The organism is Frankia sp. CcI156, from assembly GCF_001983015.1.
Taxonomy (GTDB): domain Bacteria; phylum Actinomycetota; class Actinomycetes; order Frankiales; family Frankiaceae; genus Frankia; species Frankia casuarinae.
In genome coordinates this window covers 1-15872 of the sequence record NZ_MOMD01000085.1, presented here as the reverse complement: position 1 = coordinate 15872, position 15872 = coordinate 1, and the positions used below count along the sequence as shown (strand labels likewise).

Genomic DNA, 15872 nt, shown 5'->3' with positions numbered 1-15872 from the left:
GACTCAGGGCCGCCCACCCGAACCGCATCCTGATCCACACCCCGACACACGCCTCATGGCTGAACCAAGTGGAGATCTTCTTCTCGCTCGTCCAACGGAAGGTCGTGTCACCCTGCGACTTCGCCAGCCTCGACGTGCTCGCCGACACCCTGACAGCGTTCGTCGACCGCTACAACGTCACCGCCACACCGTTCAAGTGGAAGTACACCGCGRCCGACCTCGAACGCCACCTCGCCCGCCTCGACGAYGACACAGCACCAGCCGTCKCGGGCTCCGTCGCTCGGTTGCCCGTCCCACCACCCGACACCAATGATCACGGGAGTCGGGTGGAGTCCGAACCAAGTGCCAGAGCCCTCACACAGGCCGCCTAACAACCCCGAAGGACTTCCAGGCTCAACCACTAAGCTTGCCGTTTAACCTCCGAACGTCACGCTGTGTGATACCTGGAGGTGTTGTGGGGTGGGTGGGCGTGTCGCCGTGACGTGAAGCGGCCTTCTGTTGATCCTGGTTTCTCGCCAAAGACACCGTGATCAGGCATAAGGCCGTGGAGGACAGCTTGGCCCGTGATGTCCCCGCCGTCGAGGACCTGGAAGTGCTGTGTCGGTTCCGCCAGSAGTTCTACGACTGTCTGACCCGGCGGGCGGATGCCCTGTTCGAGCTCACCGACGCGGTGCTGTGCGCGGACGGCCCGGTTCGTGACCTGGTCGGCCTGTCGCTGACCCCGGAGCACCGCCGGGGGCACGGCGCGCTGTACGACGCGGTCAACCAGGGCCGCATCGAGATCGGCCGGCTGCGCCGCGCGCTGGCACGGGCTGCCGCTGCCGCGGGCCGCCGACGGCCGGATCATCCTGGGCGTGGACGTCAGCCCGTGGCTGCGCCCGGACGCGGCCACCAGCCCGGACCGGCTGTTCTGCCACACCTACGGCCGAGGCAAGGGCAACGCCCAGATGATCCCYGGCTGGCCCTACTCGTTCGTCGCCGCCCTCGAACCGAGCCGCACCTCGTGGACAGCGCCGCTGGACGCGGTCCGCCTCGGTCCCGGCAACGACCTCACCACGGTGACCGCCCGACAGCTCCGCGACCTGGTCGACCGGGTCGTCGCCGCCGGCCACCACCGCGGCGGCGCCCCGAACATCCTCGTCGTCCTCGACGCCGGCTACGACGTCACCCGCCTGGCCTGGCTGCTCGCCGACCTGCCCGTCGACCTCGTCAGCCGGCTGCGGTCCGACCGTGTCTTCCGCCTGCCCGTCCCGCCCCGCCCACCGGGTGTGGGGCTCCCGCAGCGGGTGTGGGGRGCTTTGGCTGCCACCCTGGCTGCCACCAAAGATCGCCGATCTAGAAAAACGCCGGCCGCCCGGGGGTCCGGGGGTCGCCCCCGGGCAGGCATAACGGCAGGTGGCGAAGCTGATCAAAGATCAGCGAGCACGGAACGGGAGCGCGTGGGGCGGGTGGACCATGTGTACCAGCATCCGAACCGTTCGATCTTGGTTGTTGGCCCTGAAATCACTGTTCGGCCGGTCGCCACACGTGCCTCGAACAGGAACGATGCTCGGTGACCGTGCCAACCAGAACATCGCCTACCGAGTAGAACAAGCGTTCCGAACACCTGGCGGTCCGGGCACTTCCGGGCCGCCAGGCGACCGTGATCGTGGTCACTGCGGCTGGTCGAGTTGGCTGGCGACGAGCGGGAACTCTGCCTTGAGAAGCACTGTCAGTTGCGGGTGTGTCAAGAAAGTGCGACAGAGCCAGCGACCGGACACTCCCCTCCGAAAGGCCGCGGACGCCTACGACCAGGCGCTCGAGAGACTCCTCAAAACAGGCAGGACTCGCAGCATGATCCGCAGCTCGTGAACCTGACTCATCCTTACCGACTTCGCCAGCCCAAGCCCTCTAGGAACGCCGCGCTATGGCGGTCCGCGGCCGGTCGCTCGGACGCTCATCCGGGCGGCAACTCGCGCCAGCTCACCACGATCGTGGACCGCCGGTGGCGGGCAGGCCTGGCTTCGGACGAACACGCTCGCGAGAATCAGGCCCTCGCGAAGAACGCGGCGATCGACCGTTAGCCGGGTCTGCCCGCCTGTCGGGACCGTGCCGCGTGCGCGCCGGTCCACCTCCATCGGTCCGGGTTACGCCTCGACGGGCTCCCTGTCCTCCGCCTCGTTCAGTTCGGCGTAGTACGGGCACTCGCTGACGCGCTCGAACGGCGCGAAGGTGTCCCAGCGACRCTCCTTGACGACCTCCTGGGCGAGCTTGTTCCGGGCGTTGAAGAAGTCCCCGCAGAGGAAGCGGACGACCCACTTGTTGCTCGCGAAGGCGTCGCCGCAGTCGTCGAGTCCGACGGACGCCAGGTAGGCGTCAGGATCCGGCTCCTCGTAGTACATGTAGATCAGCCGGGCGTACATGTCGTAGCCGGTCTTGTAGAACCGCTGGTACTCGTTCTGGAGCTCCTCGGCGCGGAGCGGCTCCCGCAGGGCGGCGTCGATGGACTCGCCGGCGCGGATGCCGGTGGAGGTGGCGAGGTAGACACCGCCGGAGAAGATCGGGTCGAAGAAGCAGCCCGCGTCGCCGGCTAGGAACCAGCCCGGCCCCGCGACCTGGTCCGAGTAGTAGCAGTAGTCGGTTTCGATCTGCACGTCGCTCACCGGATGGGCGCCCGCGACCCGCTCCCGGACGCGCCGTACCCGGGACACGTGCTCGTCGAACAGCGCGGCGGGATCGCCGGACCGCAGCACCTGTTGCGGCATGACCGCGCCGACGCTCATCGTGTCGGGCCAGATGGGAATGGCCCACAGCCATCCGTCCTCGTGGGCGCCCACCTGGATGTCGCCCTCGAAGCCGGGATTGCGCGCCTCGTCGATGCCCTTGAGGTGGCGGAAGACCGCGACCATCTTCAGTCGGTCGACCGGCTTCCGCAGCCGGAACGCCTTGGCGATCTTGCTGGCCCGCCCGCCGGCGTCGAGAACGTACTGTGCCCRCACCTCGCGAGCCGTCCCGTCGTGTTCGTAGCGCACACCGACGACCCGGTCGCCTTCTGTTATCAGGTCGTGTACCGTCGCCTCGTGGATCACCCGCGCACCGCACTCGCCCGCGAACTGAATGAGCATATTGTCCAGGTGCGCCCGCTCTACCTGGAACGTCACGTGGTGGCGACCGGGCCCCTGCGTTGTGAACGAAACGCGGACGTTCTCGTCCTCCTCTCCCTGGCAGAACTCGGCACCATGCTTGGCGACATAACCCTGCTGCTTGAGCCGGTCGAGTATTCCCAGCTTCTCGAACGCGGCGTTGACGAACGGCACCATGGACTCGCCGATGTGAAAACGGGGAAAGGTCCGCCGTTCCAACACAATCACGCTACGCCCGGCCTTCGCGAGCGTCGCTGCCGCCGCCGCACCTGCCGGCCCGGCGCCGATGACCACAACGTCGACGACTTCAGTATTCTCGGCCATGCCTCTCCCACCATTGAGCAACGAATTTTTCACATTGTCCTCCTGTGGTGATTTCAAGGTGTGTCCAGCGAGCCGCCGGGGAGCCGTAGAAGACTCGTCTCGATCTCCTCCGCCGCGTCGACGTCCTTCGCGACGATGCAGTACTCGACTACTCCCGACTGCTGGATATGCTCGCAGCCGATCAGCACTCCCGCACGCGCGTCCGGCTCGAAGAGCAGTCCGCTCGTCCTGAGCCGGGCCACCGCGTCGTCGAACGAGGAGACATGCCAGTGGTTTCGCGTCATCAACACGCATTCGGTCTGATAGTCGTGGCCGACCAGGGCGTCGGCGATCCAGTGCAGGTGTGTGGTGCCGCCGAGGCGTCCGTTCATCTCGGTCAGTAGGAGGTCTCCGTCGGGCGTCAGGATTCCATCGATATTCGCCAGGCCGACGTATCCGAGCGCACGGATGGAATCGCAGACCCGCAGCACGATGTCGTTGAACTCCGCCCGGTTCTTCTCGCTCAGCACGGCCCCCGGGATCACTACCCCGTCGAATACCGGTGCCATTCGCATCTCGCCGATATGGTGCAGCCTGCTTCCCTCGGCCGTGATTCTCACCTCCGCGCCCAGCGGCATGGAGTCGGGCACATAGTCCTCGACGATCACCTTGTGGCGGCCGTCGACCGAGTAAYGTGACCAGGCGCTGTCGAAATGCCGTCGGACGGCGTCCTGGGAATCGAGCACCCGCAGGCTGGGCGCGCCCAGCGGCTGCACGTCGGGGCGCGGCGAGATGATCTCGTTGCCGTAGCCGCCGGCGTGAAAGTCCTGCTTRACGATCACGCACCTGTTCGCCGCGACGAGATCGGCCGCGAACTCCTGCGCCTTGGCTCTGGAGGTCGCCACGATGCCTGTGGTGACCGGGAGGCCCAGACCGCCAGCCATCGCGCGGAACACGCTCTTGCTATTCACGAGGTCCGCGCCGCCGGCCTCGTAGAATCCGAACCCCGGCATCGATCTGTGCAGGCCCAGCTCCCTGATGAGATGGGCGGTCGTCGCGTCGAACACGTAGGGGCAGGCATGGTCGACGTTCCGCTTCGTGACCAGGGCGCGCAGTTCGGCGAGAAAGCCCCCGTCGAGGAGCCGGTCGCCGGTGAGAACATCCGACCCGAGACGGCCCGCGGGCGGAACCATGATCAGGACCGAGTCGACATCCAGGCCGCGCAGAGTCAGCGCGTAACGCACAAACTCGGGTCGCGGGGGCTGCGGAAGCACGAGGATGTCACCGGGCTCGGCAAGCCAGATCATCCGGAGCGAGATGTTGCCGGCCACCTGGCGGTCAGCCTCGCGAAAAGATGCGAGATCCGCKACGAGACTGTCGTTGTACGAGTTTCCGATCAGCAGCGTGCTCACTGGTTCATCCCATCGAGTTCGCCAGGTTGCGCAGGGTGTCCCGCAGTCGATCAACAAGAAGGTTCATCTCGTGAGTGGCGATGGTCAGCGGAGGCGCGACGATGACCGCCTCGGTCGCCCGGTCGACGCCGGTCGGGCGCAGCATCAGGCCGAAGTTGATCGCCGTCGCGCAGATTTCCTTCGCCTGCGAAAGTCGTGGTCCGGTCAGCACCGGAAGGGTGAATAGCAGTCCCCGCCCTCGTGGTTCTCCGAGATAGTAGACGGGCGCTGCGAGGGCCTCGAGCTCACGTTTGAGGAAGGCACCCATCTGTCTTGCTCGCTCGGGAATGTTCTGTTCCTTCGTAAACCGAAGGACGGCGTGCGCCGTCACGGCCGACGAGGGACCGAGGGCCGTCGCGCCGGTGCACAGCTGCTGCGGCCGGACGTTCTGCCCGACCACGCAGGCCCCGATTGGAGAGCAGCCGGCGTTGAGGCCCGGCCCCATGACGATTAGGTCGGGGGTTACACCGGAACTGGAATGTCCGAACCAGTCGCCCACCTGGCCCAGACCGGTGAGGGTCTCATCGGCGACCAGCAGCGCCCCGTTGGCGTCGCATAGCTCCCGCAGGCCGCTCAGCGTCTCGTCGGACAACGCCGTCGCGCCGCTGTCGGCGCTTCCCATGGGCTCCACCAGAACGGCCGCGACGCGCCCGTGCCCGACCCGGTCGAACGCCAGCTGCCAGTCGTCGAGATCGGGACCGAGTTGGTCGGCGTTCGGCGCCGCCCGCTGTGTCCACGAGGCCGGGCTGTCGCGGCCGAGGGCCGCACTCCCGTCGTGAGCGGGCCGCCCGGCGATGCTGAACGCGACGACACCCGATCCCTGATGGCTCGGTCGCTGTGTCAGAACCATCGGCCGGTCGCTCTCGTCGTTGAGAGCGTGGTGTCGCCTTACCAGGTCCAGTGTCAGCTTGATCGCGGCAGGTCCTKAGTCAGTGTAGAGGACCTCCCGATAGCCGGCGCCAGTTAGGTTGAGAATTTCTCTCGTAAGGTCGACAATCGGTTGGCTCGCGAACTGCGTCCGGTGCGCGAAGCTCGCTAACGCCGCCTTTTTGTGCATTGCGCTGAGCATTTCTGGAATGCCGTGCCCGAGATTGTTGCAGGTCGCGCCGGAAATGCCGTCGATGTAATCCCGGCCGCGGTCGTCGAAAAGTCGCGATCCGTGCGCACGAACGATCCGAGGCTGACCACTCGCGCTCACATCCCGCGAGCGACGGTGGAAACCTGAGGTASCGACCCCCATCAGACCTCCTCCGCGTGATGGCCGAAGAGCCAGTCGTGGTCCTCGAGGGGCAGCTCGGTCACCGCGGCGTCCTGGCGCGACGCAGGCTCCTCGGCCCGCAGATGCTCCGCGTTCTGCCGGGAGCTAAGAAGGATCTCTCTCGCCCGCGGAACCCGTAGCCGTTGGTAGCGGTCGAACGCGGCCCGGTGCGAGTCAGCGGCGTCCRCCAGGCACAGGGCCAGGACCGTCGCGTCCTCAATCGCCTGGTTCGCGCCCTGAGCGAGGAACGGCAGCATCGGATGCGCGGCGTCGCCGATCAGTACGGTGCGGTCGGTCGCCCAGCATTCGATGGGCTCACGGTCATGCAGCGCCCACACGGTGACCTCGTCGAGGGCGGCCAGCACCGAGCGGACGGAGTCGTGCCAGCAGTCGTATCTGGCCCGCATCGCGGTGAGGTCGCCGCGCCGCGACCACGACTCGTGGCCGCCCTCTTCGGCCGGGACCGTCGCGGCGACACTGATCAGCTGGCCGCGTCGGACGGGATACATCACGGCGTGGCCGTCCGTGCCTTTCCAGACCCGGATCGAGTTCCCGAACGCTCCGGGCAGCCGCCGTGCGTCGACAAGCCCCCGATAGATGAGCTCGCCTGAGAAACACGGGACGTCGGCCGATATGCGTGAACGGACAACCGAACGTATCCCGTCCGCACCGATCAGCAGTCCGACTTCCTCGGTCGAGCCGTCCGCGAAGAGAAGTCGAACGGACTCGTCGTCCTCCGTCACCTCGACGCACCGCCGCCCGGTGGCGACGGGCGTCTCCAGCCTGGAGGTCAACAGCGCGTGTAGGTCGGCGCGGTGCACGGTGTAGTACGGCGCGCCGTACCTGTCCGCGCAGTCCTTCCCGAACGGTGTCCGGGCGACCACCGTTCCGTCGTCCCACTGACACATCAGTGCGGACTCGACCTCGACCGCGATCTCCCGCAGGGCATCCGCCAAGCCCAATCGGTGCAACAGCCGCACCGCGCTCGGCGCGAGCTGCACTCCCGCGCCGATCTCGCCGGACAGTTCCGCCTGCTCGAACAGGACGCTAGGTACGCCACTATCCGCCAACATCAACGCCAGGGTCACGCCTGCTATCCCGGCACCAAGAATTCCGACTCGAGGCCCACTGTTTTTCATCGCGATCCCATTCGTCGATCCATGTAAGGGCCGCCAGGACCTATTTTTCGATGCAGAACTCGTCGATCGGGTAGCCGACGTGCCGGTCTTCKACCGGCAGGTATCCGAGCACCTTTGTACCCGGTTGGAGCTCGGTGACGTTGATGACCACGCCGCCCGGCCCGAGAACCCGCACGTGCCAATCGTCCTGGACGATGAGATCTGCCACTCGGCCGGACGGGGACTTCGCGGTGATCATTCGAAGAGGTCGCGTCTCGATCTTGATCCGGCCGACGGTCACCGGCCGAGCGCGGCCGTCCGCGTCGACGGCCAGCACTCTTCCGCCCGCCTGTAGCTCGCTGAGGTAGTTGGTGCGGCCGGYCATCGACATCGTGTAGGAATGAACCGCGCCGGCGTTTACCCGAAACGGCCGTGTCGGCATGTAGGGCAGTGGATGCGTCTCGCTGCACGCAAGGATCATTCCCTTGGAGTGTGAGCCCACTAGGATTCCCTCGTTCTCGCCGAACATGCTGCAGGTGTCGACGCAGKCCCGCTCGCCCATTCCCACATGACTGGTCTCGATGACTTCCAGTTCCTCGAGCTGGAGCGAGAAGGAACCCCCGGCGGCCACGGCCTTAAGCGCGGACAACTCGCCGACAGCCTTCGGCGCCAGCATGATGCCGTCGGCGCCACGCTCCAGGCAGCCGAGCACGACGTTGGCCTCGTCCGTGTCGTGAACAACGGTGATCACGCTGCCCTGGGACTTGTGCGCCGCGGCCAGGACGATCTCCAGCGGGATCTTCGTCTCGTCGCGGAACCGGAGGACGGTCCACGCCCATTCCTGGGCGGCTGCGCAGGCGGCATCGAGCGTCTGCGCATCGGTCACCTCGAGATACCTGCCGAACTCGACGTGCGGGTAGGTAGCTGACAGCTCGTGAATCCGCTCCCGTTCGGCATCGAGGATGACGACATCAACGCCGTCCAGGTCTTCGCCCAGGGAGCCGTCCTTGGTCAGCAGAACCTTCTTGACCGTCGGCGGCAACGTGGACAGGTTGGCGGGATCRTCGGAGACGACGGCGTCGACCCTCTGGTGAATCGCCTCCTCCGCGACCGCGGTCAAGAGCGGTCCAGCGCCATGGATCTCAACCCAGTACAGTTTCATGGACATTCTCCCACCGTCCGTATCCGTCTTTTTTCAGCCGACCGCGCCGCTATGCTGCACCCTCGGCTGCTTCCTGGCAACCTCAAGCGGATCGTGCACGATCTGGGCGATTCGACGCGCCATCGCGCAGGGGTYGGGGGCCTGAAAGACATTCCGGCCGATCGCGACACCGCCGACCCCGGACCGCATCGCCGCCGCGAGTTCGGCGAGGTATTCTTCGGGTTCCATTGAGGAGCCACCCGCCACGACCGTCGGGATCGGTGAGGCGGCCACCACGTCGCGTAGCTCGTCGGTCGAGCCGAGGCGAGGAATCTTGACTATGTCCGCACCGAGGTCCGCGGCCAGYACAGCCGCGTGCATGCACAACTCCGCGTTGGGCGGGTCAGCGATCCTCGGGCCCCGCGGATACATCATGGCGAGCAGGGGAACGCCCCACCGGTCACAGGAGTCCGCCACCGCCGCCAAGTCCGCGATCTGACGGCTCTCCTGTGCCGAACCCAGGTTCACGTGGACGCTGACGGCGTCGGCCCCCAGACGAAGCGCCTCTTCGACGCTCGCCACCAGGATCTTCGCGTCGGGGTCCGGAGCGTGTCTGGTGCTGGCTGAAAGTTGCACGATCAACGACATGTGGTCGAAGCGGACGGCGTTTAGGTACCGCAGGCTTCCTTTGTGCAGTACAAYCGCGTCGACGGCGCCGCGGGAGATTCCCTCGATCAGCTCATCAAGTGAGCGACGTCGGCTGAGTGGACCGTCGGTGACGGAGTGGTCCAGCGGCACCATAAACAGACGGCCACGGTGGTGACGATACAGCCTCCGAAGCCGAACGAGCCGCGAGAACGGGTAGTTGGGCATGCCGTACCTCGTTTTTCATCGATCCGATGAGTGCGCCTCGAGCCCTCGGCCGAGCACCAGCGCGTCATGTATGGTCAGCGCCAGCCGACGCATCCCGCCCCTKGGGACCAGGATGGATATACGTCGCTCCGAGATAGCGATCCACGGACTGCGGATCCCGTGCGTCGAAAGAATCTCGGCCAGCGTTTCGATGACCGCGCCGCACAGGTTCATCCTGGTTCCGACCAGCGATAGCCGCCCCAGATCATCACGCAGTTCCACAGTGCCGCCGGCCTGGCGTGCGATATGCGCCAGGTCGATCTGCCTGGCCGGGCTGCTGGTGAATCCAAGCGTGCTTCCATGCGTCGAGTCGGCCAGCGCGAAGAGATCGGCCGGCGCGACTTTCGCCGACGCCATTCGCGCGAGCGCGGCCCAGGAGTCGAGAGGTTCGCCGCGGCCGCGCATCATGACGAGCGTGGTGTCCTCGTCCTGGGTGACCGCCGCGACGACGCCGTCAGATTCCAGCGGGTTTCCCGGCACGACCTCGACGACCGTGCCTGGATTCGTCCCGAGCGAGTTCCGGACCTGGACCGGGATTCTCCTCGTGGCGGCCAGGTCCACCGCGCGCGGATGGAGGATGCCAGCGCCGGTGTGCGCCATCTCGTGCATGAGGGGCGCCGGTACGGTGGGAAGCAGCCGTGCCCGCGGAACCAGCCTCGGGTCGGCGGTGTAGACACCGTCGACGTCGGTGTAGATCTCGCAGGTAGCGCCCAGGGCCGCTGCCAGCGCGACGGCGGTGGTATCCGAGCCGCCTCGCCCGAGGGTTCGCACGTCGCCGCTGGCGTCGACTCCCTGGAAGCCTGCGACGACGACAACCTTGCCCTCCTCGAGACTCGTTCTGAGCCGGTCCGGAGTCACCGAATGGACAGCAGCGGAGCCGAACTCTCCGCTGACCTGTATGCCGGCCTGCCCGCCGGTCATGGACACCGCGGGCTGGCCGAGCTCCCGCAGGGCGAGCGCCGTGGTCGCCGCCGACACGACCTCGCCGGTCGAGACCAGTTGGTCGGACTCCCGGCTGCGCCAGTGCCCRCCGAGCGCGCGAGCCTCGCCGAGCAGCTCGTCGGTAGTCCTGCCGCGGGCGGACACTACRACGACGACCTGCTTTCCCGCCGCCGCAGTGTCGACCACCCGTCGCGCTACGCCGCGAATCTTCTCGATCGTCGCGAGTGAGCTGCCACCGTATTTCTGTACGATAATCGCCATCTTCTCCACCTTCTGATGCTCGGCGGCCGCACAGGAATCCGGCGTGCTGGAAACAGTTCACCCCGGCGCTATGCGGCGTACATCAGCGGACGGATTTCACCCGTTCTTCGGCCAGCTGCACGATCTCTTCGCCGATCTTCGTGCGCAGATCCGACTGGAGTGAGCTGAACCCGGGGCAAGCGTTGACCTCCAGGACCATCGCCTGACCGTCGCTCTCGATGATGTCGACACCGGCCATGCTCAGCTCCATGGCCGCTGCGGCACGAAGCGCGAGGTCCACCATCTCCGGCTTCGGATCGACCATCTCGTTCCGGAGTCGCTTTACCCGCGGCGTGCAGCAGGCGCAGTACTCCTCGTCGTCCTCGGCGTGGTAGACCCACTTGTGACCGTGGTTCGGCTTCCAGCCGTCATCGCCGGTGACCTGGTTGAAGGAGACCGACGGTTGGTCCCCGATCGTCGTCACCCGCAGCACCCCGGAATGGGGGAAGTACGGCTGGCAGAGAAGGGTCCCGTACGTCTTCAGCAGGTCACCGACCTTCAGCCTTCCCTTCTCGTCGTCGCCGTCGAGGAATCGCTCGACATCGTGACCGCCGAAGCCGATCGAGGGCTTGACGACGGTCGAGCCCCATTCGGCGCAGGCCGCCTCAAAGTCGGCGATGCTGGAGCAGGACCTGGTGGGYTGGGTCGGCACTCCGACTTGCGTGAGCCGGTGGATCATCGCGAACTTGCTGACCGACCGGATGTGCGGCGTCGCGGAGTCGAGCATCACCAGGTCGGGCACGCTGGACAGCAGGTAGAGCGCCTCCGCGGTGCCGCGCCACTGATAACCGAGGTGGGCGCGTGAGACGATCACGTCGAAGGTCGACGCCGCCTCGCCGCGGATCTGAGGCACGCCGCCTCCGGAGACCGCCGCGCAGGTGATGTCGTTGATTCCGAAGAAGACGGAATCATGCCCCCGGTCATGCGCCACCTGGGTGATGATGAGCGACTCGAGCTCATCTTCATCCTCGCATTCCCACGCCAGGATGCCAATCTTCACCGTGCATCACTTCCTCACTGCCAGAATGGGTTCGAACATTTTCTAGATCCGTGCGTTCAGCTGGTCAGCGCCTGCGCGGCCGACGGGCGGCCGGCGCTCTCGCGGAATCGGAGCCGACCGGGTGACGTGGCCGGCGGCGCAGCCCAGGACCTCACCAGCGGCGCCCGCGCGTTCTCGCGAGCTGCGTGTCCACGGCGGTGACGGTCCGCGCGAGGCGTCGCACAAGCTCGGCGAGCTCGGCGTCCTCGATCGTCAGCGACGGCGCGACCAGGAGAGCCTGGGTCCAGTGGTTCACGCCAGCGGGATAGACCACCAGTCCGAACTCGCGCGCCGCCCGACAGATCGTCGCGGCGAGTGGCGCCCGGGCGTGGGCGCCGGCGGCCTKACGCACCGGCAGCCCAAGCAGGAGGCCACGGCCACGGGGCTGGTCGAGGAAACCGACCTTCCCGGTGACCTCTTCTTCAAGGCGACGACGCAGCTCCGCCCCGATTCGCTCGGCCCGCTCGGGAAGGCGCTGTTGCTCGGTCACCCGCAGGACGGCGAGCGCCACGGCCGCAGACAGGGGGTTACCGCTCATTGTGTGCCCCAGAGCGAGGTCGGAGGCCGATCTGCCCGGCAGGACGGACGCGCCGACGAGGACCGCTCCGATCGGCGTGTAGCCGCCGCTCAGCCCCTTGCCCGTGACGACCAGGTCGGGAGTGACGCCGGAGCGCTGATAGCCGAACCAGTCGCCGGTCCGCCCGAAGCCGGTCATAACCTCGTCCATCACCAGGAGCGCGCCACTCGCGCTGGTCAGTTCGCGGAGCCGCCGGAGCACGTCGTCACGCAGAACCGCCGCACCTCCCGCGGCGCCGCTCACCGGTTCCACGAGGACGGCGGCGATCCGCTCCGGCCCGATCCGGCCGAAGGCCTCCTCCCAGGCCGACGTGGCCGGCAGCGGATCTGCGGCGGGATCGTCGGACGTGACCGGGACCGTCGACACGCCCGTCGAGACCAGCGCGTCCAGGTGCTCGCGTCGCGGTGGGTGGCCCGACACGGACAAGGCGCCAGCCGTCATGCCGTGGTAACTCGGCTGCTGGGTGAGCACGATGGAACGCTCGGGACTGCCTGCCAGAGCATGGTGGAAAAGGGCTAGGCGCAGGGCAGTCTCGGTGGCTTCCGAACCGGAGTTCGTGTAGACGACCTCGCGATATCCAGGCCCACCGATCGAGAGAATCTTCTCCGTCAGCGCCAATACGCTTCTGCTCGTGAACTGGCTTCGGTGCGCGAACGTGACGAGTTCCGCCTGCTCTCGCATCGCGGCCAGAACATCGGTCGATCCGTGCCCAATATTTACACAGATCGTGCCGGAGCTGCCGTCGATAAATTCACGCCCGTCCTCGTCGTAGATGCGGCTGYCGTGCGCTTTGGCTACCACCGGAAGGTCGCTCGATAGCCGTTGACGCCCGACGGGCAGGGTCGGTGCTGACATCGTAACCGCCTTGGCTCCGTGGTCCGTTGCTCTTCGTCCCGGTCGGTCGGCGCCATTGTGTTGCATGCGACTCGACGGCCCGAATTGGAACAGTCGGCAGTTTCATGCAGCCATCAGGCTGGCGGTCCGAGGCGACCCAAGATGCCCGTGACCGKCCGATCGCCAATAGCTTCGTGATAGCGAACCGTGGAGCATCTAGGCAGACACTCAGGCTGACGCAGAGGCGGGCGTGGATCAAGCTATGTGGTGACGGGCACGCCTGAAGCCMGATCAGCCTCCTTTCCGGGTGTCCTGACCATCACATACGCCTACCATGTTGGAGACGGCATGAAGTTCTCTATCTTCCTGAATCCGCAGGTTCCCGGATCGGGCTACCTTTCTGAACAGCACGTCGGGGCGAAGCGACCAATCGGGCGGGACACCGACTCCTACCAGGCAATGCTCCACGAGCTGCGCAGCATCGCGGTACAGGCCGACCAGACCGGCTTCGACGCTCTGATGCTCAGCGAGCACCATTTTCATTCTGAGGGCCTAGAGCTCTCGGTCAACCCGCTGATGGTGCTGGCCGACCTGGCCGCGCGAACCGAACGCCTGCTGCTGGCTCCGCTGKGCATGGTGCTTCCGGCGTGGGATCCCGTCCGCGCAGCGGAGGACGTCGCCCTTCTCGACCAGTTCTGTCGCGGCCGGCTCCGGCTCGGACTGGCCCGGGGTTTCCAGAACCGATGGGTCAACGTCCTCGGCCAACGCTGGGAGGTGACGGACGCCAGCGGCGACGGCTCACACACCGACGACCGCAACTTCGAGGTGTTCGGCGAAATCCTGAAGATCATGAAGATGTGCTGGACTCAGGAGACCGTGCGATACCGGAGCGAGATTCTGGACGGCTATTCGATCCCGCAGCCCYTTGACGGCATCGCGGACTGGCCGGCCGTGGAATGGACCCGCGCGTACGGCGCTGCGGACGAGATCGACGAGCAGGGCCGCGTCCGCGCGGTCTCGGTCTGCCCGCGGCCATACCAGGACCCGTACCCGGAGCTGTGGCAGCCGTTCACGATGAGTGACCGGTCGATCGTCCGGTGCGCGCAGGAGGACATCGTCCCGTGGATCTTCACGCCCTTCCTGAACGAGCATCGGGCGAAGGCTGAGCTTTACCAGTCCGAGTGCGCCAAGTTCGGTCGGGAGTACAAGCTCGGCGAGCACACCGGCTTCCTGAAGATGATCGGGCTCGCCGACACGACCGAAGAGGCCGCCCGGGTCTTCAATCCCTCGATCCTGAACGACTTCGCGACCTTCTATGGATCGTTTGGCTTCCAGGACCCGAGCCTGATTCCGGAGGTCGGCCTGTTCGGTGCCCCGGATGACGTCAAGCGAGGCCTGGAAAAGATCTTCAACAGCACTCYGGACCTGGAGTGGATCGGGCTCTTCATGATCGGCCAGCAGGGCGGCCTGCCGCTCGACCGGGTACTGCGCAGCCTGGAGCTCTTCGCCGAGGAGATCATTCCCGAGTTCCGCGACTGACGCGGAGGACTCCCCTGCCGCCCGTGGGCTCGGCACGGACTCAGCGAGCTGGGAGTCCACGAACGGTCGACCATTCCGCGGTGACTATGCGGTCGACCGCTGGGTCGGCACCGTCCGCCGGGAATGCACCGACAGGCTGTTGATCGTCTCCGAACGGCACCTGACGTCCCGGAGCTACGTCGGGGGGACAGGCGGGTTGACCCGTCCGGCGACGAGGATGATTCGCATTCCGGCGGGCGGGGCGGCGGGTAGAAGCGCGGCGATGCTGTGGCCGGCCGGCCCGCGCACCCCTGCATCCTCGTCGAGCCCATCCACGACGAGGACGAGCCGCTCACCATAGGCGTCGCAGCGCTCGGCGGCTCTGGTGAGTAGACCGAGGAAATGGGTGTCCCGGGTGGCGTCTGTCAGCGGCGGTAAGGACACGCCGAGYAGGTCGCAGAGCTGTTCGATGACCAGGTCGGTGAAGGCGATCCGGTCGTTCTGGCTGGCGTAGCGGGCGGTGATGAAGAACGACACGACCCGCACCCCGGGTAGGGGATGTAGGACCAGCCAGGACATCAACGCCGACTTGCCCGTCCAGGCCGGTGCCCGCCACCAGGCGTAGCCGGCCCCCGGTGCTGGCGCGGTGTAGCGCGTCGGCGATGTGCGGGTCGTGGGTGCTGATGGTGGTGAGGTAGTCGAGGAGGTCCCGGCGGTTGGAGACGCTTTCGACGTCGATGCGTTCCACGACCCGTGCCCCGACGGGGAAGGTGATGGTGCTGGGTCGGGTAGTGGCGACGATGATCGTGCCGGGGGGAAGAGCTGGGGGTAGGCCGAGGGGGAGTTCGCTGCCAGGTGGAGGTGGTGCTTCGTCGAGGCCGTCGACGAGAAGCACCACCGGCTGGTCGGGTTGTGTGGCGTCGCGGGTCTTGGCGGCGTCGCAGAGCCGAAGGTAGAGCCAGCGTGGGGTGTGGGCGTCCGTGGGGAGGATGCCGTCGGGGGCGGTGTCAAGTTTCCAGGTGGCGATGAGCTGTGCGGCGAGGTTCAGCCGTGCGGTTTCGGGGGTGCGTCCTTCGGTGAGGCGGGTGAAGTGCGCCGGCCACACCCGGGTAAACGCCAGGTATGCGGCCAGCGCGGACTTTCCCATTCCAGCTTCGGCTTCGACGAGCAGATAGCCACCGCGGCGCTGCCGTATACACCGGTCGATGAAGGCGTCGATCTTGCCGATGAGGTCGGAGCGTCCCCGGAATCGGGCGACCGGATGTACGTATTCGGAAGTCCCGTTGTTGATCTTTTGGGGGGACGGCCTTCGGGGCTGGGTGTGGCCTGATGGTCGTGGTGGGTGATGTTCTGCCGG

General features: G+C 66.6%; 11 protein-coding genes and 3 pseudogenes. 3 read left to right on the top strand and 11 right to left on the bottom strand.

Features of this window, described 5'->3' with window-relative positions; translation table 11 throughout:
• Both CcI156_RS22345 and CcI156_RS27520 read left to right on the top strand, forming a co-directional pair.
• Positions 1–371, top strand: a pseudogene (locus CcI156_RS22345) (IS630 family transposase); the annotation flags it as partial.
• Between the two features lie 185 nt (positions 372–556).
• Positions 557–1286, top strand: a pseudogene (locus CcI156_RS27520) (transposase); the annotation flags it as partial.
• 840 nt (positions 1287–2126) lie between these two features.
• Here CcI156_RS27520 and CcI156_RS22335 read toward each other — a convergent pair.
• The 9 genes from CcI156_RS22335 to CcI156_RS22295 form a co-directional block, all read right to left on the bottom strand.
• Positions 2127–3446, bottom strand: coding sequence for an NAD(P)/FAD-dependent oxidoreductase (locus CcI156_RS22335; protein WP_076808042.1), 1320 nt, complete (start codon positions 3444–3446; stop codon positions 2127–2129).
• Positions 3447–3499: 53 nt separating this feature from the next.
• Positions 3500–4837 (bottom strand): peptide ligase PGM1-related protein, encoded by a 1338-nt coding sequence (locus tag CcI156_RS22330; protein ID WP_076808040.1) that lies wholly within the window; start codon positions 4835–4837, stop codon positions 3500–3502.
• Between the two features lie 4 nt (positions 4838–4841).
• Entirely contained in the window at positions 4842–6116 is a 1275-nt protein-coding gene (locus tag CcI156_RS22325; protein ID WP_083718755.1) for an aminotransferase class III-fold pyridoxal phosphate-dependent enzyme, read from the bottom strand.
• A complete protein-coding gene (locus CcI156_RS22320) occupies positions 6116–7273 on the bottom strand; it encodes an FAD-dependent monooxygenase (RefSeq protein ID WP_076808037.1) in 1158 nt (385 codons plus the stop codon). The genes CcI156_RS22325 and CcI156_RS22320 overlap by 1 nt, the downstream gene beginning before the upstream one ends.
• Positions 7274–7313: 40 nt before the next feature.
• Positions 7314–8414, bottom strand: a complete 1101-nt coding sequence (locus tag CcI156_RS22315) for a 3-dehydroquinate synthase II family protein (RefSeq protein WP_076808035.1) — start codon at positions 8412–8414, stop codon at positions 7314–7316.
• A gap of 33 nt (positions 8415–8447) precedes the next feature.
• On the bottom strand, positions 8448–9266 hold the full coding sequence (locus tag CcI156_RS22310) for a 2-amino-3,7-dideoxy-D-threo-hept-6-ulosonate synthase (protein ID WP_076808033.1): 819 nt from the start codon (positions 9264–9266) through the stop codon (positions 8448–8450).
• Positions 9267–9281: 15 nt separating this feature from the next.
• Positions 9282–10508: an aspartate kinase gene (locus tag CcI156_RS22305; protein WP_011436497.1), complete on the bottom strand. Its 1227-nt coding sequence runs from the start codon at positions 10506–10508 to the stop codon at positions 9282–9284.
• An 82-nt stretch (positions 10509–10590) separates the two neighbouring features.
• Positions 10591–11547 (bottom strand): RimK family alpha-L-glutamate ligase, encoded by a 957-nt coding sequence (locus CcI156_RS22300; RefSeq protein WP_023841878.1) that lies wholly within the window; start codon positions 11545–11547, stop codon positions 10591–10593.
• A gap of 151 nt (positions 11548–11698) precedes the next feature.
• On the bottom strand, positions 11699–12964 hold the full coding sequence (locus tag CcI156_RS22295) for an aspartate aminotransferase family protein (RefSeq protein WP_254847563.1): 1266 nt from the start codon (positions 12962–12964) through the stop codon (positions 11699–11701).
• Between the two features lie 381 nt (positions 12965–13345).
• On the opposite strand from CcI156_RS22295, the gene CcI156_RS22290 reads away from it, so the two are divergent.
• Entirely contained in the window at positions 13346–14536 is a 1191-nt protein-coding gene (locus CcI156_RS22290; RefSeq protein WP_076808028.1) for an LLM class flavin-dependent oxidoreductase, read from the top strand.
• Positions 14537–14710: 174 nt separating this feature from the next.
• Here CcI156_RS22290 and CcI156_RS25235 read toward each other — a convergent pair whose 3' ends face one another.
• Together CcI156_RS25235 and CcI156_RS27955 are read right to left on the bottom strand one after the other, a co-directional pair.
• Positions 14711–15094 (bottom strand): hypothetical protein, encoded by a 384-nt coding sequence (locus tag CcI156_RS25235; protein WP_023841880.1) that lies wholly within the window; start codon positions 15092–15094, stop codon positions 14711–14713.
• 292 nt (positions 15095–15386) lie between these two features.
• Positions 15387–15806 (bottom strand): annotated as a pseudogene (locus CcI156_RS27955) (ATP-binding protein); the annotation flags it as partial.
• Positions 15807–15872 lie beyond the last annotated feature (66 nt).